This window comes from Pseudomonas sp. NFX224, assembly GCF_048565165.1.
In the GTDB taxonomy this organism is placed as follows: Bacteria; Pseudomonadota; Gammaproteobacteria; order Pseudomonadales; family Pseudomonadaceae; genus Aquipseudomonas.
The window spans coordinates 6,521,638-6,544,651 of record NZ_CP183416.1 but is presented as its reverse complement, the minus strand read 5'-3'; the positions used below and the strand labels follow the sequence as shown (position 1 = coordinate 6,544,651).

The 23,014-nt window shown below is 59.1% G+C and carries 19 protein-coding genes and 2 pseudogenes; 17 read left to right on the top strand and 4 right to left on the bottom strand.

The annotated features are described in order from the left end of the window. The first annotated feature begins 14 nt into the window (after nt 1-14). The 15 genes and pseudogenes from ACNYC6_RS29960 (at nt 15) to ACNYC6_RS29890 (ending at nt 16,845) form a co-directional block, all read left to right on the top strand. Nucleotides 15-662 carry a TetR/AcrR family transcriptional regulator gene (locus ACNYC6_RS29960; protein WP_419710471.1) on the top strand — a complete coding sequence of 216 codons (648 nt, stop codon included), beginning with the start codon at nt 15-17 and terminating at the stop codon, nt 660-662. Further along, complete coding sequence (locus ACNYC6_RS29955) at nt 659-1,291, top strand: SDR family NAD(P)-dependent oxidoreductase (RefSeq protein WP_419710470.1); 633 nt, start codon at nt 659-661, stop codon at nt 1,289-1,291. Before ACNYC6_RS29960 ends, ACNYC6_RS29955 begins: the two co-directional genes overlap by 4 nt. Before the next feature lie 260 nt (nt 1,292-1,551). Then, nucleotides 1,552-3,138: an arylsulfatase gene (locus tag ACNYC6_RS29950; RefSeq protein WP_419710469.1), complete on the top strand. Its 1,587-nt coding sequence runs from the start codon at nt 1,552-1,554 to the stop codon at nt 3,136-3,138. A gap of 321 nt (nt 3,139-3,459) precedes the next feature. Continuing rightward, nucleotides 3,460-3,804 (top strand): hypothetical protein, encoded by a 345-nt coding sequence (locus ACNYC6_RS29945; protein ID WP_419710468.1) that lies wholly within the window; start codon nt 3,460-3,462, stop codon nt 3,802-3,804. A 213-nt stretch (nt 3,805-4,017) separates the two neighbouring features. After that, a complete protein-coding gene (locus tag ACNYC6_RS29940; RefSeq protein ID WP_419710467.1) occupies nt 4,018-5,421 on the top strand; it encodes a DUF1254 domain-containing protein in 1,404 nt (467 codons plus the stop codon). Nucleotides 5,422-5,433: 12 nt separating this feature from the next. Continuing rightward, a complete protein-coding gene (locus tag ACNYC6_RS29935; RefSeq protein WP_419710466.1) occupies nt 5,434-6,381 on the top strand; it encodes a SphA family protein in 948 nt (315 codons plus the stop codon). Nucleotides 6,382-6,469: 88 nt separating this feature from the next. Further along, on the top strand, nt 6,470-7,450 hold the full coding sequence (locus ACNYC6_RS29930) for an AAA family ATPase (protein ID WP_419710465.1): 981 nt from the start codon (nt 6,470-6,472) through the stop codon (nt 7,448-7,450). Further along, a complete protein-coding gene (locus ACNYC6_RS29925; RefSeq protein WP_419710464.1) occupies nt 7,447-8,382 on the top strand; it encodes a DUF58 domain-containing protein in 936 nt (311 codons plus the stop codon). Before ACNYC6_RS29930 ends, ACNYC6_RS29925 begins: the two co-directional genes overlap by 4 nt. Further along, nucleotides 8,379-8,960, top strand: a pseudogene (locus tag ACNYC6_RS29920) (DUF4381 domain-containing protein). The gene ACNYC6_RS29925 and the pseudogene ACNYC6_RS29920 overlap by 4 nt, the downstream one beginning before the upstream one ends. Further along, nucleotides 8,947-9,939 carry a vWA domain-containing protein gene (locus ACNYC6_RS29915; protein WP_419710463.1) on the top strand — a complete coding sequence of 331 codons (993 nt, stop codon included), beginning with the start codon at nt 8,947-8,949 and terminating at the stop codon, nt 9,937-9,939. The pseudogene ACNYC6_RS29920 and the gene ACNYC6_RS29915 overlap by 14 nt, the downstream one beginning before the upstream one ends. Before the next feature lies 1 nt (nt 9,940). Next, nucleotides 9,941-11,520 (top strand): annotated as a pseudogene (locus tag ACNYC6_RS29910) (VWA domain-containing protein). Continuing rightward, nucleotides 11,517-12,959 carry a hypothetical protein gene (locus tag ACNYC6_RS29905; RefSeq protein ID WP_419710462.1) on the top strand — a complete coding sequence of 481 codons (1,443 nt, stop codon included), beginning with the start codon at nt 11,517-11,519 and terminating at the stop codon, nt 12,957-12,959. The pseudogene ACNYC6_RS29910 and the gene ACNYC6_RS29905 overlap by 4 nt, the downstream one beginning before the upstream one ends. After that, nucleotides 12,956-13,984, top strand: coding sequence for an HAD family hydrolase (locus tag ACNYC6_RS29900; RefSeq protein ID WP_419710461.1), 1,029 nt, complete (start codon nt 12,956-12,958; stop codon nt 13,982-13,984). The genes ACNYC6_RS29905 and ACNYC6_RS29900 overlap by 4 nt, the downstream gene beginning before the upstream one ends. Before the next feature lie 99 nt (nt 13,985-14,083). Beyond that, nucleotides 14,084-16,318 carry a hypothetical protein gene (locus ACNYC6_RS29895; protein WP_419710460.1) on the top strand — a complete coding sequence of 745 codons (2,235 nt, stop codon included), beginning with the start codon at nt 14,084-14,086 and terminating at the stop codon, nt 16,316-16,318. 341 nt (nt 16,319-16,659) lie between these two features. After that, nucleotides 16,660-16,845 carry a hypothetical protein gene (locus ACNYC6_RS29890; RefSeq protein ID WP_419713039.1) on the top strand — a complete coding sequence of 62 codons (186 nt, stop codon included), beginning with the start codon at nt 16,660-16,662 and terminating at the stop codon, nt 16,843-16,845. Between the two features lie 738 nt (nt 16,846-17,583). On the opposite strand, the gene ACNYC6_RS29885 is transcribed toward ACNYC6_RS29890, so the two are convergent. Continuing rightward, on the bottom strand, nt 17,584-18,450 hold the full coding sequence (locus tag ACNYC6_RS29885) for a DNA-binding protein (RefSeq protein ID WP_419710459.1): 867 nt from the start codon (nt 18,448-18,450) through the stop codon (nt 17,584-17,586). Between the two features lie 78 nt (nt 18,451-18,528). On the opposite strand from ACNYC6_RS29885, the gene ACNYC6_RS29880 reads away from it, so the two are divergent. After that, the gene (locus tag ACNYC6_RS29880; RefSeq protein WP_419710458.1) at nt 18,529-19,671 is read left to right on the top strand and encodes a site-specific integrase; all 1,143 of its coding nucleotides are present in this window, start codon (nt 18,529-18,531) and stop codon (nt 19,669-19,671) included. Between the two features lie 126 nt (nt 19,672-19,797). Here the strand turns inward: ACNYC6_RS29880 and ACNYC6_RS29875 are convergent, their stop codons facing one another. Further along, complete coding sequence (locus ACNYC6_RS29875; protein WP_419710457.1) at nt 19,798-20,073, bottom strand: helix-turn-helix domain-containing protein; 276 nt, start codon at nt 20,071-20,073, stop codon at nt 19,798-19,800. 86 nt (nt 20,074-20,159) lie between these two features. Between ACNYC6_RS29875 and ACNYC6_RS29870 the strand changes: the two genes are divergently transcribed. Continuing rightward, entirely contained in the window at nt 20,160-20,582 is a 423-nt protein-coding gene (locus ACNYC6_RS29870; protein ID WP_419710456.1) for a hypothetical protein, read from the top strand. 7 nt (nt 20,583-20,589) lie between these two features. Here ACNYC6_RS29870 and ACNYC6_RS29865 read toward each other — a convergent pair whose 3' ends face one another. Beyond that, nucleotides 20,590-22,056: a hypothetical protein gene (locus ACNYC6_RS29865; protein ID WP_419710455.1), complete on the bottom strand. Its 1,467-nt coding sequence runs from the start codon at nt 22,054-22,056 to the stop codon at nt 20,590-20,592. A gap of 1 nt (nt 22,057) precedes the next feature. Continuing rightward, nucleotides 22,058-23,014 carry an AAA family ATPase gene (locus ACNYC6_RS29860; RefSeq protein ID WP_419710454.1) on the bottom strand — a complete coding sequence of 319 codons (957 nt, stop codon included), beginning with the start codon at nt 23,012-23,014 and terminating at the stop codon, nt 22,058-22,060.

Below are 23,014 nucleotides of genomic sequence, written 5' to 3'. Positions count from 1 at the left end.
CGCAGGATCACACCATGAACATGACTGAAAACAACATCCGCCTGGCCGCCATCAAACTGATCTCGCGTAACGGCTACGGCTCGATGAGCCTGCGTCAGCTCGCCACTGAAGCAGGCATCAACGCCTCGACGCTGTATCTGTACTACAAAGGCAAAAACGAACTGCTGCTGGAGCTGATCCTCGAGTACTTCCAGGGATTGTCCCGGGAGTGGACGCGTCGCCGGCCGAAAAAGGCTGTGACCGCCGATGTAAAACTGCTCGCCTTTATCGCCTGCCACGTGCGCTATCACCTCGAACACCAGGACGAGGCCATGCTCGGCAACCTGGAATTCAGAAGCCTCGCCGAAGAGGATCTGGAGCAGGTCCGCCAGGCCCGACGCCTGTACTTGAAAGCGTTGCAGGAACTGCTGGAACAAGGCGTCAAGGAAGGTTCGCTCAGTTGCGCCGAACCGAAACTGATGGCGCGCACCCTGTTCAACATGCTCACCCACGCCTGCGTCTGGTACCAGGACAACGGTCGCTGGGGCATCGATGACGTTATCCGACATTACTCGGAACTGGTGCTGAAAATGCTCGGTGCCACGCCCATTCCATCACCGCGGTTCTCTGTGCCACGCGCCGTATTGACCCGGCGCGCCGTGCCGATGGAGGTACGCCCATGAGCGATCTCATGCAACCATTTTCCATGGCTGGAAAGACCGTTCTGGTGGCCGATGCCACCACCCGACTGGGTGCGCATTTCTCCCGTCTGATCAGCCTTGCCGGTGCCCGGGTGGCCCTCGGCGCACAGCATCCGTCGCAACTGGAGCAATTGGCGGCCGACCTGCGCTGGGAAGGTGGCGAAGTGTTGATCGTCAGCCTCGACAGCGCCCGCCGACCCAGTATCGAAGCCGCGCTGGATGCCGTGCAGGAGCGTTTCGGCAGCGTCGATGTGTTGATCAACAACAGCGCCGAACGCGAGCACATAGCCCTGAACAATCACGTCGTTCATTGCACCAGCCTGCATATGATCAGGGCCGAACGCGGTGGCAGCATCGTCAATATCGAGCCGCCCCCGCGTCCCATCAGCGAGCCGAACCCATGCCTGCGCACCCATAGCAGCCTCATTCGGATGAGCCGCGCCATGGCCCAGTCGCTGACGCCACACCGCATTCGCGTCAACGTCATCGCTGCCGGTCGAAGCAAGAGTGCCGGCCTGCAAGAACTGAATGGTCCGTTGCTGTTGCTGGCCAGTGGCGCCGGCGCCAGCGTCACCGGTGCCGTGCTGCACATCGACAATGCAGGCCTCTGACGGCCTGCCCGGTTTCCAGTAACACCCGCGCCTACAGGGGATCAGGTATGTATCTGGAGTTCCGGTTCGACCAATGGCCACTGTAGGAGCGAGCCTGCTCGCGATGGCGTCGGCTCTACCGACATTGATGCTGAATGGGCTGACGCCTTCGCTGGTCAGCGCCTGCGACCACCTGATTCGGGTGGCGTGTCGTCCCGGATGACGCTTGAACATGGCTGCTGGTCGCCCTGCGCGACGCCCGTCAACAAGGAGCCAGTCAGATGACTCGCATAAAAAAGTGGCTGCCGAAACTCGCCCTGATGGCGACTACGGTCATGGCGCTGTCGGCAACGGCCGGCGCCGCGGAAAAACCCAACATTCTGGTGATCTTCGGTGATGACATCGGCCAGACTAACATCAGCGCCTATTCCATGGGCGTGGTTGGCTATAAGACCCCCAACATCGACCGCATTGCCCACGAAGGCATGCTGTTCACCGACTATTACGCGGAGAACAGCTGCACCGCCGGGCGCTCGTCGTTCATCACCGGGCAGTCACCGCTGCGCACCGGTCTGACCAAAGTCGGTGTACCGGGCGCGCCGATCGGTATTCAGAAGCGCGACATCACCATCGCCCAGGCGCTCAAGTCACAAGGCTACGCCACCGGCCAGTTCGGCAAGAACCACCTGGGCGACAAGGACGAGTTCCTGCCGACCAACCATGGCTTCGACGAGTTCTTCGGCAATCTCTATCACCTCAACGCCGAGGAAGAACCCGAGCGCCCGTACTGGCCCAAGGATGACCCGGACTTCGTCAAATCCCGCACCCCACGCGGGGTGATCCACAGCTTCGCCGACGGCAAAATCGAAGACACCGGTGCGCTGACCACCAAGCGCATGGAAACCATCGACGACGAAACCACTGCAGCGGCCCAGGCGTTCATGGAGAAACAGGCCAAGGCGGACAAGCCGTTCTTCGTCTGGATGAACACCACGCGCATGCACCTGTTCACCCACGTACGCGATTCGATGAAGGGCCAGAGCGGCATGCCCGGCAACGACTATGCCGATGGCATGCTCGAACACGACGGCGACGTCGGCAAACTGCTGAAAACCCTCGATGACCTGAAAATCGCCGACAACACCATCGTCGTCTACACCACCGACAACGGCCCGAACCAATTCTCCTGGCCGGACGCGGCGACCACGCCGTTCCGCAACGAGAAGAACTCCAACTGGGAAGGCGCCTACCGCGTGCCGGCGATTGTCCGTTGGCCAGGCAAGATCAAGGCCGGTGAAGTGTCCAACGAGATGTTCTCGGGCATGGACTGGTTCCCTACCCTGCTCGCCGCGGCTGGCGAAACCGATGTGAAGGACAAGCTGCTCAAAGGATGGGCACCGACGTCTGGCGGAACCAGCTTCAAGGTGCACCTAGACGGCTACAACCAACTACCCTACCTGACTGGCCAACAACCCAAAGGCGAGCGCAAGGAGTTCTACTACTTCAACGATGACGGCGTGCTGGTGTCGATGCGCTACGACAACTGGAAAGTGGTGTTCGCCGAGCAACGCGAGCCCGGGGGCTTCATGGTATGGAGCAGCCCGTTCGTGCCGTTGCGCGTGCCCAAGCTGTTCAACTTGCGGATGGACCCCTATGAACGGGCCGACATGGTCTCGGATCAGTATTACGACTGGACCGTGAAGAACTCTTACCTGCTGGCAGCGGGTGTGGCCAAGGCGGCTAGGTTCCTGCAAACCTTCGTCGAGTATCCACCGAGCCAGAAACCGGCCAGTTTCAGCATCGACCAGATCCGCGCGGCGGTAGACGCGAAGATCGAAGAGAAAAACAAGGCGCAGACCAAGCAATGAGATGAGGCCGCCGCCGACTTTCGAGTAGGCGGCGGCATTTTATGGTACAGAGACCCACCTAAAGAGTTCTAGAACATCGGAATTCGTTGTTCAGGCATCTGCCCTCACGTCCAACCTACTGAATCGTATTAACTTTTTAGTACAGGAAAAAGTGAGATCTTGTAGACAAAACTAAAGAATTAATTCCTTCGACTGGCTAAACGGTGGTGAACTGCTAGCGTCAACAAGACGTGTCCTACAGGCTAGATAGCAAAGAGACTACGTCGTAACGGCCGCCAAGTGCCGAGTTGTCTATATGAGCCACCAAGGAACCGGGGAATCATGGCGAATAAAAAGGGGATGCACGTCTGTCTTTTGGCGACTTTGCCTGCGCCTGGTCTTTACTCCCTTAACCACCTGCTGAACCCGGCGCCGGGCGGCAGTCTGCACAACGTCTACTCCCCCACGCCGCATGCCGCTGCCACCCTCCCCACCAACTCCCGTTCAGATCCGCATGGCGGCGACCTGTGCTACCTGAAAATCACCAGCATGCACTCCCTCGATTTAGGTGGTAGAAAAACCGGTAAACCCGGGCCTAATACCCTAAGCGCCTCTACGAACCGCATGGACCGTGGAGGCAAGGAGTTCATATGCACGGTGCCATTCGCGCAGCCGGCTTCAGCTTGATGACGATGTTTGTCAGCTGTGGCGTGGGTGCTCAGGACCTTGACGCACGGATCGCCCAAGTACCCCTGCACCTTGAAAAGTCCACTCATTGGTCGGCCCCCCAATGCGGCTTGAGCCTGCCCACCACCAGCCAGGGCCCTTAGCTACAAGCTCGGTAAAACCAATGACGTCACGGTCGTGCGATGACGCCGAGATATCTGATAAGGAAGTGTCATGAATAATCGCCTGCTGCTTACAGCGCTCACGCTGGCACTGAGTGCAAACGCCTCGGCCGACTTCACCGCCACCCTGGAAGAAGCCCGGGGCATTGCCAAGGAAGCCTACCTGTATGGTTTCCCCGTGGTGGAGATGTACAAGACGCTGTACACCCAGGCCGTGGACAAGAAGAGCCCGAACTTCAAGGCACCGTTCAACCAGATCGGCAACACCGCCAAGGCGTTTACCGCCAAGGACACCGCGTTCGTCACGCCGAATGCCGACACCCCCTACTCCTTCGTCTGGATGGACCTGCGCGCCGAGCCCCTGGTGCTGACCTTGCCGCCCATCGAAGAGCACCGTTACTACTCAGTGCAATTGATCGACGCCTACACGCAGAACTTCGCCTACCTGGGCACCCGCAGCCCCGGCAACAATGGCGGCCACTACATGATCGCCGGGCCCAACTGGCAGGGACAACAACCACTGAACATCGACCGCCTGCTGCGTAGCGAAAGCAACATCGCCTATGCGCTGTATCGCACGCAGTTGTTCGATGACAAGGACCTGGCCAAGGTCAAGCAAATCCAGAAGGGTTACAAGGTCGAAACCCTGAGCCATTACGACAAGCAAAAGGCTCCACCGGCCGCGCCGAAGATCGACTGGCCGAAACCCACACCGACCATGAGCGACACCCCGGACCTGTTTCGCTACCTGAATTTCATGCTGTCGTTCACCCCGTCCCAGGACGTGGAAAAGGACCTGCCGGGGCGATTCGCGAAAATCGGCATCGAAGCTGGCAAGCCGTTCAACGTCAGCACACTCACCGCGGACCAGCGCAAGGCCCTGGAGGACGGCATCAGCGACGCCAAGGCAGAATTCGCCGAGTTCAAGAAAACCAAAGTAGATAACCACGAACTCACCAGCGGCGATTTTTTCGGCACCCGCGATCACCTCAAGGGCAATTACCTGTACCGCTATGCCGGCGCCAACATGGGGATTTTCGGCAATTCCGCCGAAGAAGCGAATTACATCGGCTATTTCGTCGACAAGGATGGGCAACCGGTCGATGCCTCGAAACACGATTACACCCTGCACTTCGACAAAGACGCCCTGCCACCGGCCGACGCGTTCTGGTCGCTGACGATGTACGACGGCAAGAACAAATTGCTGGTGGCCAACCCGCTCAATCGCTACCTGATCAACTCGCGCATGCTGCCCGACCTCAAGCTCGACAACGATGGAGGACTGACCCTTTACGTACAAAACAAGGCACCGGCCAAGGCCCTGCAAAGCAACTGGCTGCCGGCACCGAACGGTCCGTTTTACGGCGTGCTGCGCCTGTACCTGCCCAAACCGGAAGTCACCAACGGCCAATGGAATATGCCGTTGCTGACCCCTGTAGACAAAAAAGACAAATAAGCGGAGTCAGTGATGATCAGGCCTTTAGTAGTGCGCCCTTTGTTGGCGCTGTGCATGTTTGGCGGTAGCCCGCTGGTGCAGGCAGCCGAGGGCGGCGTTGGCAGGCCGATCACCGGTCAGCAGGTGATTTCCAATGCGGGGGTTATACCGCCAGCACCGGGCTGGGTAATGTCCCTGACCAGCATCTGGTACGACGGCGATCTCAAGGGCAACGCCCAAGTGCCGATTGTCGGTGCCTTGAGTACCGGGGTGCACATGAAGGTGTCCTACACCATGGCCAACTTCACCCGTGTCTGGGACACCGGCAAGGGAAGCTGGAACTACGCCTCGGCCATTGGCGTGCCGGTGCAATACACCGACGTCACCGCGAACATCACCGGCCCCCGTGGCCGCACGCTGGGCAATGAAGACACCGGCACCCAGTTCGCCGACATGCTGGTGACACCGATTGCCGCCGGCTACCACTTCGACGAGGTCAACCACCTTTCCTTGTCCCTGCCGATCTACGTGCCGACCGGTGCCTACAACGACAACCGCCTGGCCAACCCCGGGCAGAACAACTACACCTTCATGCCCACCGTGGCGTTCACCCACTTGGACGGCAAGAGCGGCGAGTTCACCCTGTCCGGCGGGCTGGAGTTCTATACCGAAAACAACGCCACCGATTACAAAAACGGCGACATCTTCACCCTCGACGCCTTGTGGACCCACGGTTTCGGCAACGGCTGGAACGCCGGTCTGGTCGCCGGTTATATCCAGCAGATCACCGATGACTCAGGCAGTGGCTCTACCACGGGCTTTCGCGGACGTTCGGTGGGTGCCGGCCCTTCCGTGGGCTGGAACGGCAAGTTTGCCGATGCCCAGGCCAGCGTCAGCGCCCGCTGGGTGCCCGAGTTCGACACCAAGAACCGGCCAGAAGGCAATGGTTTCAACATCAACCTGACCCTCGCGTTTTTCTAAGAGGTAGTGCGATCAACAGCCGCTGGAATTTCCGCCCGTCCTTCATCCCGGTCATTCCGACCTTTATGTTTTGAGCGAGGAGCAACCCGTGACCGCACTCAATGATCTCAATGCCCTGCAAGCCAGCATCGCCGAAGCGGTGCTGGGCCAGGACCAGGTGATTCGGCAGATCCTCCTGGGCTTGCTGGCCAATGGGCACTTGCTGCTGGAAAGCCTGCCGGGGCTGGCCAAGACCCGCACGGTCAAGGCGCTGGCCAAACACCTTGACGCGAAGATGAGTCGTATCCAGTTCACCCCGGATTTGCTGCCGTCGGACATCACCGGCGCCGAAGTGCTGCACCAGGTCGAGGGCAAAAACGAGATCCGCTTTCAACCGGGCCCGCTGTTCGGCAACCTGATCCTGGCCGACGAAATCAACCGCGCCCCGGCCAAGGTCCAGGCGGCGTTGCTCGAAGCCATGGAAGAACGGCAAATCACCGTGGCCGGCAACAGCCATACGCTGCCGGAACTGTTCATCGTTGTCGCGACACAGAACCCCATCGAACAGGAAGGCACCTACCCGCTGCCAGAAGCGCAGATGGACCGCTTTCTGATGAAAGTCCTGCTGGATTACCCCAGTGCGGAAAACGAGAGCCAGGTGCTGCGCCTGTTGCGCGAAGAAGAACAGGCCCTCGGCGCCAAGACCGCCCCGGTGCAGGGCTTCGCCCTGGCCCAGGACGTGATCTTCGCTGCACGTCAGGAAGTCAGCGCGGTGCACGTCTCCCCGGCCATCGACCGCTACCTGATCGACATCATCAATGCCACCCGCCATCCGGCCGATTACGACGCCGACCTCGGGCGCTGGATCAACATCGGCGCCAGTCCTCGCGGCGGTATTGGCCTGGACCGCTGCGCCCGCGCCGATGCCTGGATGCAGGGCCAGGACTTCGTCTCACCGGACAACGTGCGCGCCGTGGTGCATCCGGTGCTGCGACATCGCCTGCAACTGAGCTACGACGCGGTGGCCGACGGCGTCACGGCCGATCAGGTACTCGACCGGTTGCTCGATAAAGTGGCGATTCCCGCATGAACGCGGACGGTCTGGTCTACGTCTCTCTGGCGCATTTGATGGCGCTGGAGTTCAAGGCCCGTGACCTGAGTTTTCTCGCGCGTCAGCCCCAGGGCAGCATCCTGGCCGGCAACCATGCGTCGCGCCTGCGTGGCCGTGGCTTGAACTTCGATGAATTGCGCCGTTACCAGCCAGGGGACGATTTGCGCCACCTCGACTGGCGTGCGTCGCTGCGCACCGGCAAACCGGTGGTACGCACCTTCACCGAAGAGCGCGACCGTCCGGCGCTGATTCTTGTGGACCAGCGCATGTCGATGTTTTTCGGCTCGCAACGCAGCTACAAATCCGCCGTCGCCGCCGAACTCGGCGCCCTGGCGGCGTGGATGGTGTTCAACTCCGGGGATCGGGTCGGCGGGCTGGTGTTCAACGATCAGCGCATCGACAGCATCGCGCCATTGCGCAGCCGCAAGCGCATCGAAGCCCTGTGCAGCCGCATCGTCCAGCAGAACCAGGCACTGAATGCGACCAATCCGGATGCCGAGAGCGAAGACCAGCTCGACAAAGTCTTGCAGCAGTGCCTGGCACTGGCCGGTCACGATCACCTGATCTGTATCGTCAGCGACTTTGCCGGTGCTGGAGAACGGACCTTGCAGCTGATGCGCCAGTTGGCGACGCACAACGATGTGATCGCCATGCAAGTCTACGATCCGTTGGCCCTGAACCTGCCGAAAAACGGCCGCTTGCTGATCACCCAAGGCCAGTTGCAGGTGGAGCTGGCGGTGGAGCGCCGTCAGGTGCACCAGCCTTTGGGCGACTTTCTCAGTGGCCGGCTCAAGGACGTTGCAACGCTGCTACGGCGCAGTCGGGTGCCTTTGATGATGTTCAGCACCGCCACCGAGGCACAGCAACAATTGCGCGCCGAGCTGGGCAAACTGGCTGGAGCGCGGCGATGAATCCCGAAATCCCCAGCATCGATCAACTTAAGGAGATCCCACTGCCGGCACCGTTCAGCTACGCGCCGCAAACCTGGGGGTGGTGGGTGTTGCTCGGTTTGCTGGTGATGACCGTATTGATCGTCGCCGCGTGACGTTACTGGCAATGGCGGCGTGATCGTTATCGGCGCGAGGCGCTGCTGCGCTTGGCGCAATTACAAAAGCGCAGTGATGATCTGAACGCGTTGCGTGAGCTTCCACAACTTCTAAAACGCACCGCCCTCTCCATGCCTGCCGCACAACCTGTGGGAGCGAGCTTGCTCGCGATGGTGTCCCGACAGTTAACACTGAAGGCGCCTGACACTCCGCTATCGCGAGCAAGCTGGCTCCCACAGTCACCGGCAGCACTTGGAAAAAATGATTGGCAGGCCTTTTTGCAGCGCCACTGCAAGCAACCGTTGCCCGCTGATTTCAGCCAGCAACTGTCGCTGCTCGCCTATGCCCCCGATGCGGCTTTGCGCGCCCTGCCAAACGCGCAACGCCAGCAGTTGTTCGACACCTGCAGACACTGGGTGGAGCATCATCATGTGGCAGCTTGATTACCCCTGGCTGTTACTACTGTTGCCATTACCGTGGTTCAGTTATCGCTACCTGCCTGACTACCGTGAGGCGCGCAGTGCCGTGCGCGTGCCGTTTTTCAGCGCCATGAGCCGTGCCGTCGGCCAGGCGCCCAGTCAGGCCGGCACCCGCAGCAATCGCTGGCAATTGCTGTTGAACCTGCTGGTGTGGGCGCTGTTGCTGTTGGCGGCGGCCCGGCCGGTGTACGTGGAAAAACCCATCGAGCGTCAGCAGCCGGTGCGCGATCTGATGCTGGCCATCGACATTTCCCAGTCCATGGAAACTACCGATTTCACCGCCGCCAATGGCCAGAAAATCAATCGCCTGGACGCCGTCAAAGCGGTGGTGCATGGCTTCATCGACAAGCGCAAAGAGGATCGCCTCGGCCTGATCGTGTTCGGCAGCGGCGCTTACCCGCAGGCACCCTTGACCCTCGATCACGCCAGCCTGTCGTTGCTGCTGGAAGACACCGGCATCGGCATGGCCGGCCCCAACACAGCGATTGGCGATGCCATCGGCCTGAGCCTGAAACTGCTCGACCAGGCCCGTGAACAAGAGAAAGTGCTGATCCTGCTCACCGACGGCAACGACACCAGGAGCGCCATCACCCCGGACCACGCGACGGCCATGGCCGCAGCCAAAGGCGTGGTGATTCACACCATCGGTATCGGCGATCCTGACGCCTCCGGTGAAGCCAAGGTCAACCTGCAGGGCTTGCAGCAGGTCGCCGCCGCCACCGGTGGCAAGTTCTTCCGCGCCGAGGACCGCAACGCGCTGGACCAGGTCTACAGCGACCTCGATACCCTCACGCCGCATCAGGTGAAAACCCTTAGCCATCAACCCAAACGCGACCTGTTCTGGTGGCCACTCGGCGCGGCGATCGCCCTGCTTGCGCTCTATCACCTGGGCGCCCTGCTGTGGCCACGCGTGTCCATTGCCCGTCAACGGCAGGAGGTTTGAGATGGACATCAACCTCAGCGACTTTCATTTCCTGCGCCCACTGTGGCTGTTGCTGCTGCCTTTCGCCGCCGTGCTGCCGTGGCTCTGGCGCCGCAGCCGCGACTTGCAGCGGCGTTTACGCAGCAACATCGCCGAGCATTTGCTGCCGCACCTCTTGATTACCCCGCAGGATCAACAGTGGCTACGCCCGGTGCATCTGGTTTGCGCGCTGTTGGCACTCGGCGCTCTGGCCGCCGCCGGGCCGACCTGGGAGCAGGATCGCCCTGACTTTCTGCAAAACCGGGCGCCGTTGATCATCGCCATTGACCTCTCGCCGTCCATGGACGCCAACGATGTGCAACCGACGCGCCTGGAAGCGGCCAAACACAAATTGCATGACCTGATCCAGCGTCGCGCCGGCGCCCGCAACGCACTGATCGCCTACGCCGGCAGCGCGCACATGGTGTTGCCGCCCACCGACGACCCGGCCCTGCTCGACACCTTTATCCAGGCATTGGGCACCGACCTGATCGGCAAACCGGGAAAAAATGTCGGGGCGGTGATCGATCAGGCTAAGCGTTTGCTGAGTGCTGAAAAAACGCCGGGGACGCTCTTGTTGATCACCGACGGTGCCGACACGTCGGCGCTGGCCGGCCTGAACAAGCAACTGGACGACAGCGCGTTGCAAGTGCTGATCCTGGCCGTGGGCAGCGAGGACGGGGCATCATCCACACTGCCGATAGCCAGGCGCGCACCGACAGCAATGGCCGCCCGGCGCTGGGTAGCTTCGATCAGGCCGCCCTCAAGCAGCTCGCCTCTACGCTGGATGCACCACTGGGCAGCCTGACCCTCAATAACGACGATCTGGACTGGATCGAACTACACGCCCAGCAGCATTTCCAGAGTGCCAGCGACGAACAGCGCGAACTGCACTGGAAGGACGCCGGATACTGGCTGTGCTGGCCCTTGCTGTTGATCGCGTTCTTCAGCGTGCGCAAGGGCTGGAGCCTGAACTGGATGGCCGGATTTTTACTGGCCATCGGCATTGGCTTACAACCGGCACCGGCACAGGCCAACGCACTCATCGACGCGTTTTTCACCCCGGACCAACAAGGCCGCTGGGCGTTCGAGCACGGGCACTTCCCACAAGCCGCAGCGCATTTCGTTGACCCTTACTGGAAAGGCGTCGCTGCCTACAACGCCGCCGATTTCGACCTGGCCCTGGCCAGCTTCGCCCGCCTGGAAACACCCCAGGCGTATTTCTACCTGGGCAACATTTATGTGCGCCGTTTCAAATTCGACGAGGCCATCGCCGCCTACACCCAGGCGCTGACATTGCAGCCGCAGTTCCCTGAAGCCACGGCCAACCTGGCCCTGGCCAACGCCTTGCAGAAAGACACCGAAAGCGCCGAAAAAAACGCCCCAAAAGTCAAACCGGACGCCATCAAGATGGACAAGGCGCCCGGCAAGGGCCAGAGCAGAAAAGTGCAAACCGATCAAGCTGCCTCGGATGAGCAGTGGTCGCAGAACCTCACGACATCGCCAGCGAAGTTCTTGAAGCAGAAATTCAGTTTGCAGGATCAGGCGGGAGGCAAGCCATGATCTGTCTGCAAAACCCAGTCGCTCCCATCGCCGGCAAGCCAGCTCCCACAGGGATAGGTGGCGTACCCAAACGTCATGAACGGCGTGCATCGTGTGGGAGCGGGCTTGCTCGCGAAGGCTCCTGCCCAGGCAACACAATACTCGGCACCTTGCTCCTGTGCCTGATCAGCGCAACCGCCCTCGCCGCCGAACCCGAACTGCGCGTCCAGACCAGCCTGCAACCGGCCGACACCGCCATGGTCGGCAGCCTGGTCGAATTGCACCTCGATATCCTCACCGACACCTGGTTCACCAATGCCCCCACCCTGCCCGACCTCAAGCTGCCCGGCGCGCTGGTGATGCCGCCGGACGGCCACGCCGAGCACCTGAACCAGACGCTCGACGGCAAGTCATTCAACGGCATGCGCTACAGCTACCTGATCACACCGAATATGGCGCAGGGCTTCGACATTCCCGCCCTGAGCGTGCGCGCCACCCCGGGCCAGGCCAGCGTCGAGCTGAGCGCCCAAAGCAAACCACTGCACTTCACGGCGGCGCAACCACCGGGTTTCGCGCCCGGCGAACCGGTGCTGGTCGCGCAGGGGATGCATTTCACCCAGCAAATCATCAATTCCGCGACTCCGCTGAAAGTCGGCGACAGCCTCACCCGACAGCTGATGCTGCAGGCGGACGGCGCCCTGGCCATGTCATTGCCGACGCCGTCGCTGGGGGATGTCAACGGCCTCAGCCGGTACGCCAAGAACCCGCAGATCAGCACCCTGGACGACGGTCGCGGCCACTTCACCGGCGGCCAGCGCATCGACAGCGTGACCTACCGCATCGACACCGAAGGCCATCACACATTGCCGGCCATCGAGCTGAAATGGTGGGACGTCAGCAGCCAGCAGACCCGCACCGCGCAAGTGCCCGCCGTGAGCTTCGACGCCGCCGCCAACAGTGCCTATCGGCCGGTGTTTTCGATCAGCGAAGACCTCAAGCAACTCGGCCAGCCCCATCGCCTGCGCCTTTCGGGCTTTGCCTTGGGCCTGTTGGCGCTGCTGTCGAGTGTGGCGTTACTTGCCTGGATTGCCCGCCCCTACGTCCATCGCGCCTACCTCGGGGCCAGGGCCCGGCGTCAGGCGCGGCACAGCGCCTGGCTGGCCTCCGCCGACTACGCCTGGCAGCAAATCCCGGCACAGCTTGAAGGCAAACCGCCACAGTTGAGCGCCCTGTACCTGTGGACCCGACGCAGCCGAACGGGCCTGAAGCTGACGGGTTTCGGCCCGCGCCTGCAAGCCTTCCTGCGTGCGTGCTATGGCCGCGAACCCACCAAAGATCAGGCGCTGCACCAACTCAAGGAATTCTTGACTACGCTGCATAGTCAGGCCGAACACAACAAAGAATCACTCGCTCCCGCATTGCGACCACTCAACCCCGGGCACGAGAAGGAATTCCCATGACGAACCCGATATCGCACCGCCATTTCCACGGGCTAAAGCTGCTGCTGGCCCTGGCGTTGAGCCTGCCACTGCTGGCACAAGCCGCCGAACCACTGCCCTCCTGGAACGACGGCCCGGCGAAAAAGCACATCATCGAGTTCGTGCAGTCGGTGACCGATCAAGGCAGCAAGGACTTCGTCAAACCCGAGGACCGCATTGCCGTGTTTGATAACGACGGCACTTTGTGGAGCGAGCAGCCGATGTACTTCGAGCTGCTGTTTTCCCTGGAAGAGGTCAAGCGCACTGCGCCACAACACCCGGAGTGGAAAACCACCCAGCCGTTCAAGGCGGTGCTGGAAAACGATCACCAGGCGCTGGCGGCCACTGGCCTGGACGGCATGATGAAGATCTTCGGTGCGACCCACACCGGCATGACCACCGAGGCCTTCGACGACTACGCCAAGACCTGGCTCAGCCAGGCTCGCCATCCGAAAACCGGCAGGCCTTACACAGAAATGATCTTCCAGCCGATGCTGGAAATGCTCGACTACCTGCGCAGCGAAGACTTCAAGACCTACATCGTCTCCGGTGGCGACACCGGTTTCATGCGCGCCTTCGCCGAGAAGGTCTATGGCATCCCGCCCGAGCAGGTGATCGGCACCACCTTCGTCACAGTGTTTCAGTACAAGGATGGCCAGGCGTCGATCCTGCGTACGCCAAAACTGGCGCATAACGACGATGGTCCGGGCAAACCGGAAAGCATCGACGCCGTCATCGGCAAGCGGCCGATCCTGGCCTTCGGCAACTCCGACGGCGACCTGCAAATGCTGCAATGGACCGCCGCCGGAACGGGCAAACGCTTCATGGGCCTGGTGCATCACACCGACGCCAAGCGCGAATGGGCCTATGACCGTCAGTCGCAGATCGGCCGTCTGAACAAGGCCCTGGACGAAGCCAACAAACGTGGCTGGACGGTCGTCGACATGGCTGCCGAATGGCGCCGGATCTACCCTTCCGATGCCGCCACACCCGAGCAAGTGCAATAAAAAAGCGTAACGCAGGACCGCAATAAACGTTTGTCGCACCTAGCGACGTAAGTAAGAAGGAAAGTCTATTCGGGCTTCTCCGATCGGCGGATCAGTTTTGTGATCGATGTGCTGGCCTCACTAATCACTCGATCAGGGAACCGCAATGAATCACGCGTGGTTCTCCTTTGTCTCATCATTCGCCGGTTTTTCCGCGAATGCTTTTATGGTTCGAGTGATTTTTCAGCTCTGCGCACAGCGCTTGGCCAGAACCCGGCGGTACGCCTGGAACTCCTTCGGAAAATCCTACAGCTGACTGCCCCAGATACTGAAGTGCTCAGGGACGCCATTTTTGGCTTTGGCTTTATCTGTGAGCCCGCCTTAGAGGACGCCACGACGCTCATGTCGGACCCGCTGCGATCCGCGATTCTGGCATTTCAGGCAGCCATTGCCACTGGCAGGAAGCCCCGGGCAACGGCCAAGGAGAATCGTCAGAATCGCATGACCATGGACGCAGCATCACTGGCAACTCTGCCCAGGGAAATTGACCTGATAGGTAACGGCTCTGGGCGTCAGGCAATTGCTTGGTTGGTTGGCTGGCTTTTGCAGGCAAACACGTCGTCCCGCTATGGCGACGTCAGCATCGAGCCAGTGGCGGCGGTCGCTGGCGCTGACCTGGCAGCCGCATTCAAGGCCGGGCTGTCCACGCTTTGGCGCGATCAACTGCCGATGTTTAAAGAGGATGAACCAAGGTCCACGTACCACATCACCGTGGCTGGCTTGCTGGGCCTAAGCCATGAGCTTCGCGACGGCACCGATTTGCCGACCTTGTCGGCGAGCCAGGTAGGACAGGCCATTCAATACGCTTGCTTTGAAATCAACGGATTTCCTAAATGGTTCTGGCCATTGGTCGACGCACACCAGGCTGTGGCGATTGTCGAGTTACAGCATCTGATCGCGCGCGCGGATCGGGGGCCAACCTCCTTCGAACACGCAGAAGAATTGCTTGATGAATTAAACAACGCGCCGGAGAGCATTCAGAAAGCGTTGGCGCCGGCGGCCTGGTCCTTTCTTCTTAAACAGCCACGGTGCAGAAATCACACGACCGAGTCGCTCCTCAGTCTGGTAAGCAATGTTCCAGGCACAACAACTCAAGACGTGTTTGAGGCGCAGGCGTCGAGCCGACTCCAGGCGACATTCAGCACGGCCATGCTTACTGAATCAGGCGAGAGCGTCATTCAGCCCGCTCAACTGGAAACACAGGCGCAAAGTGTCATGTGGGGGGCTTTCTGGCTTACTACCCACCCAGATTCCTTCAAATCCCATCTTGAGCGGTGGCTGGTTGACGCCAGTCCCCAAGCACAGAGTTTTGTTTTCGAACTGGCGGCCTACCTCGGAAAGGACTATGGGTCGAAAGTGATCGGGCTCGCCAAACAGAGTGACGATGGGGTTGACACACTGGCCGCCCTTTATAGATGGACCTTCGGTATCGTCCGACCTGAGAACGACATCGAGCATCCTGAAGGAAGTGTGTATACGCCAGGTAATCAGGATGCTGCCGAGCAACTGCGTGATGCGCTCATACCCGCCATTGCTGCAGCAGGGTCGACAAGAGCCTATGAAGCCCTCGAGGCAATTCGCGAGGTTGCGGGCGACGAGCAAGCACAGTACCTGAGCAGTGTTTTATTCGACATGCAGGAAGCACGCTTCAGTCGTTCGCCAATATTGCAACGGGATTTTGACAAGTTCGATGACGACTTCAGGCCGCCAGTCGCCGGCACACTTTCGCTGGCGCTGGCGGTCCAGGAAGACCTTCTGGCCATGAAGTACAGCATTGAAAATGGTGAGTTCAGTCTTCGTCGGTTCTTCAACGCCGTGAACTTTTCTCGTATCAGTACCGACAAGGAAGGCCTCGCGTTGGAAGCCGATTTTCAGGCCTTGCTTGGGAGTGAAATGAATCACCTCGCGGGGTCTCGTTATACCGTCACGCGGGAGTCCGAGACAGCAGAGGCCACGCGACGGGATGTGCTTTGTCGGAAAGGTTCAGACTACGCCTCCATCGAACTCAAGATGTCCATGCGCTGGACCGTGCCCCAGTATTTGGAAGCACTCGATCACCAGTTGGTGGGGCAGTACATGCGCAACCGTAATGCAACGACAGGCTTCCTAGTCATAGTGCTGCAGGAGCAAGATCGAAAATGGCATTACCCTACAGCTTCCGATCGAATGACATTCAGTGAGCTCATTAAATTACTTCAGGCCCGGACTCTTGAATTAGAAGGGCAGGATCGCAGGCGATTTATTCGAGTGATCGGGATCGACGCGACACCGCCGAGAAGCTTTCGGGACGTCTGAGGATCCAGAGAGCCGGCCCGGTATCGTGGCCGCCACTCCTATGGTCGGCCGATCTCCTATGCGTGCCGTCTTCCTTCGCCCATGAAGGGTTCATCGACACGCCATCCTTCGATGATTTCGCCAGCGAGCGGCACCTCACCCCGGAGAATTGGCATGGCACTCAAGCTCGTGGATTACTGGAAAGGTCGTAAGCGTCCGGCCAAGTCACCTACCGAACTCCAGCATTAAGGGCGATGGTGTCCGCGTATTTTTTTGCGGACGCAATTGCCCTTATCGCCAGGATTTTTCGCCAACGAAGCTCTTACCCTAAACCGTTCAAAGCCTAGGTCGTCCAAGAATGCCTGCAACCCGGAGCGACGATTTCCAGCGTAGCCATCCATCACAGTATCAACGCCAACGTTATCCGCAAGTGGCTACCGACCTACCGGGATCAATCACCTGCAACCTTGCCGGCTTTCGTTCCCGTAAAAGCGGCAATAAAGCGCGCAACAGAAGAGACGGTGATTAGAGGCTGGCGGGGATATTGAGCGAGGAGTGCAAGCATAGACTCGATCAGGAAAGTCGGTGTGCCATGGCATGGGCAGTGACATAATTACAAAACTGTCAGGCCTCCAAGCATCTAGGAAGGGTCGGTGTGTCTGCCGGACGCTTATGCAGTTTTCACACAGCGACGCGTTGGAAGTAAATATCCAAAACCGGAAGGGGTTACACGGTTTTGGACATTTACATGCCAGAAATTTCGATATTTACTTCCGGGTAGTTAAAGGGCCAGAAACGACGAATCCCGCTCTAGGCGGGATTCTCAGCCGTCGATTGCATGCGTTCGACGGGGCAGCTCGCTGTCACCTGGCACTGGGCCATCTGACTTTCATCAGAAGAGGGGTGCGATCCGAAGATCCCTGTAACCACCCTGTGGTTCACGCCTAGGCGCAAATGAACAATACTCAATCCATAATCGCTATGTCAATCCTGCTGTCACCTCCTGGATCACCTAGATTCACCCCCGATCATCCCTCAGCCCTCGGTTCAGAGGGCTCTTAGCCGCAGAACTGGCTCTTCGCCGGATCGCTACGAAGCGGAAAACGGGCTGCGGCGATCATAAGCTCGATCCAGTCGGCGCGGCTCAACGGGCATAATCCGTATGCCTATCCAATAAGGCATGAGGCCATTAAGGCAATTCAGTCGCTCATGGACTGAAGCTGATTGCTGCATCGGGATCGCAGGCTGCAAGCCGGAGTGTGGAATGGCCGCTGATGGCTGTGGATTCAACTGGTCGAAGCAACGGATTTGCCGGATTTTGGTTTACGCTTGACGGCGGGAACCTGGCGTAACTGCGTCAGTTGTTGCTCCAGCGTATCAGCACGGGCCTGCTGTGCCGCGGCATGTTGCTGGGTTTGACTCAGCTCGGTCTGGATCGACTCCAACCGCCGTTGTAACCGTTCCACGTGTCGCCCGACCTCCTTAAGCTGAGTCACCGAAGCCTTGCCCTCCTCCCGGGCGCGGTCTATCTCGCGGTGCGCGCGATCCTCAACTCCACGCACGTAGCTCTCCTGCGCTACGCGCTCCTGCTCGGCCTTGAGCCGCAGCGCCTGCAGATCCTGCTGTAATGTCTGGCTGTGCTGCTGAGCTTCACGGCGCTCGCGCAGCCAACTTTCACGCTGCAGCTGCAGATCCTCGATCTGCAACTGGCGCTGGGACAGCAGCAGTTCCAAATCTGCCAGGCGCGACTCGACCACCTGACGCCCAGCCAAGGCCTCCGCCGCCTGCTGACGAAATTGCGCCGCATCCTGACGCGCCTGGTCCTCGACCGCCGCCACCCGTTCGCGTTCGGCATCCAGCACTTCACGCTGCTCAATTAGAGCCATTTCGACCACGCCATGAGCCAGGTGGATCGCCTGCTGCCACACCGCGACAAAAGCCTGCGATACCTCAGCGGGCAGGGCCGGCAGACGCGTCTCGCCATTCAGGCGTTCGGCCAGGCGCGCCCACCATTGATCGAGCAGACCGCCGACCCGCGCCGGGCTACCTCGACCCAGTTCCAGGCGCACGCGCTCCACGGTTGGCCGTTCGCCACGCGCCAATACCGCATCCGCGGCGGCAAACACCTCGTGTTCCGGCACCCCTACTGCCATGGCTTACCTCCGGTTATATTAGGTCTGATAATGATAGATTATCCGACGTTATTTTCTGGCTAATGGAATTATCATACGTTGAACGTATTTAATATTACAGATCAATTGCCTCTGGTCGACGAAACCCCGTTGGACCCGCATTTTCTGGCGCTTAACGCCCAGGCAGCCGCCGCGGCGTTTATCGCCGCCGGCACCGCGGCCAACACCGTGCGCAGCTACCGCAGCGCCCTCGCCTATTGGTCGGCCTGGTTGCAGTTGCGTTACGGCCAGGCGCTGGGCGACGCGCCACTCCCCGTCACCGTGGCCGTGCAGTTCGTCCTCGATCACCTGGCCCGGCCGTTGGCCGACGGCAGCTGGGTCCACCTGCTACCGCCGTCAATCGACGCCGCGCTGGTCGCCGCCCGGGTCAAGAGCCGGCTGGGGCCGTTGGCGCTCAACACGGTCAGTCACCGTCTGGCGGTGCTCGGCAAATGGCACCGGCTCAACGAGTGGGACAGCCCGACCGAAGCATCGGCGCTGAAGACCCTGCTGCGCGACGCGCGCAAGGCGCAGTCACGCCAGGGCGTGAACGTGCGCAAGAAAACCGCGATCGTGCTCGAGCCGTTGCAGGCGCTGCTCGCCACCTGCGACGACGGCGTGCGCGGCGTGCGTGACCGCGCCCTGCTCCTGCTGGCCTGGAGCGGTGGCGGTCGGCGCCGTTCGGAGGTGGTCGGCCTGCAGGTGAGCGATGTGCGCCAACTGGATGCCGGCACCTGGTTGTACGCCCTGGGCGCGACCAAGACCGACACCGGCGGTGTACGCCGGGAAAAGCCGCTGCGTGGCCCGGCCGCCGCAGCGCTCGCCGCCTGGCTGGCGGCCGCCCCCGCCGACAGCGGTCCGCTGTTTCGCCGCCTGTATAAAGGCGGCAAGGTCAGCGCAGATGGACTGTCGAGCGACCAGGTGGCGCGCATCATCCAGCGTCGCGCCAAGCTCGCGGGACTGGACGGTGATTGGGCGGCCCATAGCTTGCGCTCGGGGTTTGTCACCGAAGCCGGGCGCCAGGGCGTGCCGCTGGGCGAAGTGATGGCCATGACCGAGCACCGCAGCGTGACCACGGTAATGGGCTACTTTCAGGCAGGGGCGCTGCTCAGCAGTCGCGCCACCTCGCTGCTGGGGGATGCTGAGTCATTCACTCAAGGCGGCTCGCCGCAAGCCAGCGAAACCGATCCGAGCGAGCAATGAGGCTACTTGCATTCGGTGATATGGCTGGATCGAGTTTCATCGCGAGCACGCTATCGGAACAGCCTAGCCAGTAGCCGACACCCCTGCCGATGGCAAGGTGAAGTCCCGATCGACACGTGGAAAAGCTTAGATCTGTTGAGCTTCGCGCTGGACAACAGCCAACAATGTCTCAAGTGTCTGACCTGGCTCAAGCACCAGAAAGCTTTCAGCGATCAAGGTCAGCGGGTGAATCTGCAGGACCGAGGCCAGTTCCACTACCTTCTCGAGCGTGGGACATTTCTGACCCCGCTCCAGAGTGCTGAGGTAAGTCCGGCTGCTCACGTCGGAAAAATCCTCTTGCGTCAGCTTGCGTTGCTGTCGACGCGTCTTTAAGGCTGCTCCAAAGGCGTATTTCAGTTCCATTTGCATCACTCACAAAAGGAACGATGAAGCCTTTTTGAACACTTTAGAGCTACAATCTATAGGGTTCGTTTTGAGAGGGCATCGCCATGTTTTTTACCCAACCAGCTGCGGAACTCCACCCTCCCGTGCCGTTTGACCTGAAAATCAAACGGTGGGCCGTGGTTGAGCGCGACCTAGAAAGTCCGTGCTTCCACGTGTGTGTTCGGATGGACGAAGACGGATATTATTTTGGGCGCACGCTGCTGATCTCCGATGTCGAGCAACTCGCACGGATGCTTGGTGACCTTCCCACGGTTGAGGCGATCACGTCCGTGATGGTAATGACCCCTCCCAAACTGAACGGCTCACAGTTGTGGCGTATGGAGCATGTCTTGGCAATCGATACCGTCCTTGATGAATGCTCCGCGAAAAAGCAATTTCGCCTGACCACGGAACACGGACAGCATGAATTGCCCGCGTCCCACCTAAGTCTGCCAACGCGCATCTATGGTCCTACAGAAATGGCCTGACAACCAACTAGCCAGCGCTAACGGGGCGGCGCCAAGCGCTGGTCCTTGGCTGATCTCCGACCCAATAACGCATCCACACTTCCGGCCTCACCACGTAGGCCCAGAACTGCACTGTTTCTCGCGATCGGTGATTGACCATATCGCTGTATTGTCTCCGTGTCGCACACCGCACCGAAGCAGCATCTCTCAACCACGATTCAGAGCAGTGCAATGCCAGTAACACGTCAGTGTGCTGACCCCGGGTGTTGTAAATCACAACACTGTCCTCGCCCAGGTGTAACGGCGGTTCGGAAGAAGCGAGTTCGACCGAGAACCGATCATGGTGAGACTTGCAGCATTGACAATTTCGTTCAATGCCACTCCAGATGGTATAGAAATGCAGTAGCCACAATGAGGCAACTTGATGAATTTGTTCCGGCGCCGCCGCCCAACCCGTGGAGACCCTGTTTGGCGCATCGATCCAGCCTCCTCCATCCATATGTGAAATCGAGCGCTCCCAGACAATGAAGGCCGACGAAACGCTGCATGCCGAAGTCGCATCCAGACAATGCCAATCCCTTTGGGTGAGGGAGGCGAGAAATGAATAGCATTTCTTGTGCGGGCGAACAAAGCGTTTGAACAGGTAACGCCGGATGCTTTTCAGCAGCAGCTTAAGCTCGATACCTTGTGTATTGCCTCTAACGTCAGAGTCCAAGCGCATTATCGAGAAATCCACACAAGGATGACTAAGCGCGTCGAGCACGGTTGGCCACGGACACTCCAACCCAGTGCCTAGTACTCCGCAGTAGCCAGGGTACATGATCTTAATAAGCTTCTCGTCGAGATGCTTGTCATCCGAAAGCCGGCCAAGTATATGTGCAAAGGGCGAGATTGAATCAGTGCAGCGCTCCAACCACTCAGCACATAACTTAGATCTCTCTAAATAGTCCTGATTCTGCTGCTCCGTATTCAAATCAAATCGAGTAGACGCTTTTGAATTAAAATAAAAATGACCGCAATTCAAACTTGCTTCGTAGTAGTCTTCATGCAAAGTAAAACGCATGCCTTGAGTCTGCGAGATGGCATGGGTACATGAAGGACAAGGATACAGTTTGCGACCATGCCATGGACACGTATCGAACAGGGCGAACTGGAAAAACACAGAGTGATAGCCCTGTGCAATGCACACAGGGCAGTGACGGATGATTATCCGCTCAACGTTTAAAGTGCATACTGAATAGCGGTCCACGAACAGGGTAGACAGAACTTGCTCCGTCAACCCGGTGCATTTTGCCAAATATGCAATATCGACAAATGTCGAAGTCCAATAATAAGGATTGACCCTTGAATTTGCGCTGGGCTGCCTCATCAAATTAACCAGAACGTTAGGCGGCAAGTAGTTGATTGCCGCCGCCTTGATAAATAGCAGCCAGGATGAGGTGAACGCCAAGGGGCTGTTGCAACCTAGCGTGACCTTCAGATCTTTTCTATACATGTTAACTTTTTTTCATGGACTCAAAAAAGTCCGTCAAAACTGTTGCTCTCATGGATACGTCGATCATCTCAGCCGACAATCTAAAATCTGAAGAGTCTTTCGCCCTATTGGCAATCAAGAGATGATTGATTAGGCGAATAATATACGAAAATGGTATTCGTGGCAGCACGCTCTCACCGACCAACTGGATCAAAGCATTCCAAATGTCGCCATGCTGAGCCGCAAGACGATAGTTGTTGGAGAACGCGACCGGAAGAAAAAATTCAGTATAGGAGCACCCTGAATTCGGCGGAAACTCTGTGACCTCGTCAAAGTCATACAGAATGGCCTGAAATACATTGGCCGACAGGCACCCTTCAAAGCGCACGGGCTCACTTAGGAACCGGGCAACCAGGTTGTAGGCCTCCAAAGTAATTAAAAGATTTCGAGTTTCGAGGATTTGCGGCTGACCGAAGCCTAAAGTCGTCATGCTAATCCCTTTTGCATCAAGCCGATTATGAATCACCAAAAGATCGTTATACGACTGCAACAACATCAGCTGCATCTCATCAACAATCAGAACAAACTGATCTCCGCCTTTGAGTTCGCACTCGGCAGCAATATGCTCAATATAGCGTTCCAATTGTATCGCGCGACTCTCCCGGTTGGCCACGGCCAATTTTGCTGACTTCAGCAAGTCGCCGACCAAATAAGTAGTTCGCTCGCTATCCATTGTATGATACAAAACATACGAATCGGGAAACTCACTGGTAAGTAAGTCCCTGATAGCATAAGCACATCGGGTTTTACCCATTCGAGGGGAGGCAAACATAAAGGCGCCGGAGTGCCTGAAAAACACTTTCTCCCGGAACATGGCATAAGACGCTTTGATCATGGGGGTCAGAATGGTATACTGATTTCGTTTGACCGGATGGGTTCGAAATAGCTCCGAACGAGATTTATCATCGAGCACTAACAT